The 1,321-nt window shown below is 79.9% G+C and carries 2 protein-coding genes; both read left to right on the top strand.

Features of this window, described 5'->3' with window-relative positions:
• Nucleotides 1-1,142 (top strand): uroporphyrinogen decarboxylase (gene hemE / locus GTR00_RS21005; protein WP_323132654.1); only part of this gene is annotated, 1,142 nt, incomplete at its 5' end.
• Nucleotides 1,139-1,321, top strand: a 183-nt coding sequence (locus GTR00_RS25285) for an FAD-dependent oxidoreductase (protein WP_166613457.1), incomplete at its 3' end; no start/stop codon positions are given. The genes hemE and GTR00_RS25285, both read left to right, overlap by 4 nt.

Here is a 1,321-nt window from a genome sequence, read left to right as displayed (position 1 = left end):
GGGGGTCCCCGGCCGCGCCCGACGCCCCCGCACCCGCCGGCGCGGCCGGGGACCCCCTGCGCGACGCGCCGTACCTGGCCGTGGCGCGCGGCGACGTCGCCCGCGGCCGGCGCCCGGCGCGCACGCCGGTGTGGTTCATGCGCCAGGCCGGGCGGTCCCTGCCGGAGTACCGCGCCGTGCGCGAGGGCACCACCATGCTGCAGTCCTGCCGGCGCCCCGAGCTGGTCGCCGAGATCACCCTGCAGCCGGTGCGGCGCTACGGCGTGGACGCGGCGATCTTCTACTCCGACATCGTCGTGCCCCTGGAGGCCGCCGGCGTCGGCGTGGAGATCGTGCCCGGCACCGGGCCCGTGATCGCCGAGCCGATCCGCACCCGCGCCGACTTGGAGCGCGTGCCGGAGCTGACCCCGGACCGCCTGCAGCACGTCACCGACGCGGTGCGCCTGACGGTGGAGCAGCTGCGCGCCACCGGCACCCCCCTCATCGGCTTCGCCGGCGCCCCCTTCACCCTGGCCAGCTACCTCGTCGAGGGCGGCCCCTCCCGCGACCTGCTGCGCACCAAGGCGCTCATGCACGCCGACCCGCAGCTGTGGCACGACCTGGCCGCGCGCCTGGCCCGGATCACCGGCGCGTTCCTGCGCGCGCAGGTCCTCGCCGGCGCCTCCGCCGTGCAGCTGTTCGACTCCTGGGTCGGCTCGCTGCCGCTGGCCGACTACGAGCGCCACGTCGCCGCGCACTCCGCCGACGCGCTGCGCGCCGTCGCCGACCTGGGCGTGCCGCGCACCCACTTCGGCACCGGCACCGGCGAGCTGCTGGGCGCCATGGCCGCCGTCGACGGCGGCGTGGACGTGCTCGGCGTGGACTTCCGCGTGCCGCTGGACGTGGGGGCCGCGCGCGGGCGCGCCGGCGCCGGCCGGCCCGTGGCCGTGCAGGGCAACCTCGACCCCGCCCTGCTCTTCGCGCCCTGGGACGTGCTGCGCGGCGAGGTGCGCCGCGTCCTGGCCGCCGGCGAGCGCGCCGGCGCCGGGCACGTGTTCAACCTCGGGCACGGCGTGCCGCCCTCGGCCGACCCGGGCGTGCTGGCCCGCGTGGTCGAGGAGGTGCACGCCTGGCGCGGCGGCCAGGGGGGCACCGGGCAGTGAGCACCCCCGGCACCCCCGCGGGCGCCGCGGGCGCCGCGGGCGCCGCGGCGCCGGCGCGCCCGCGCGTGCTCGTCGTCGGCGGCGGCGTCAGCGGGCTGGCCGCCGCCCACCGCCTCCTGCAGCGCGGCGCGCAGGTGGAGGTCCTGGAGGCCTCGCCCCGCACCGGCGGCGTCCTGCAG

Source organism: Kineococcus indalonis (genome assembly GCF_009906395.1).
GTDB lineage: Bacteria > Actinomycetota > Actinomycetes > Actinomycetales > Kineococcaceae > Kineococcus > Kineococcus indalonis.
This window is presented reverse-complemented; position numbering and strand designations above follow the sequence as displayed.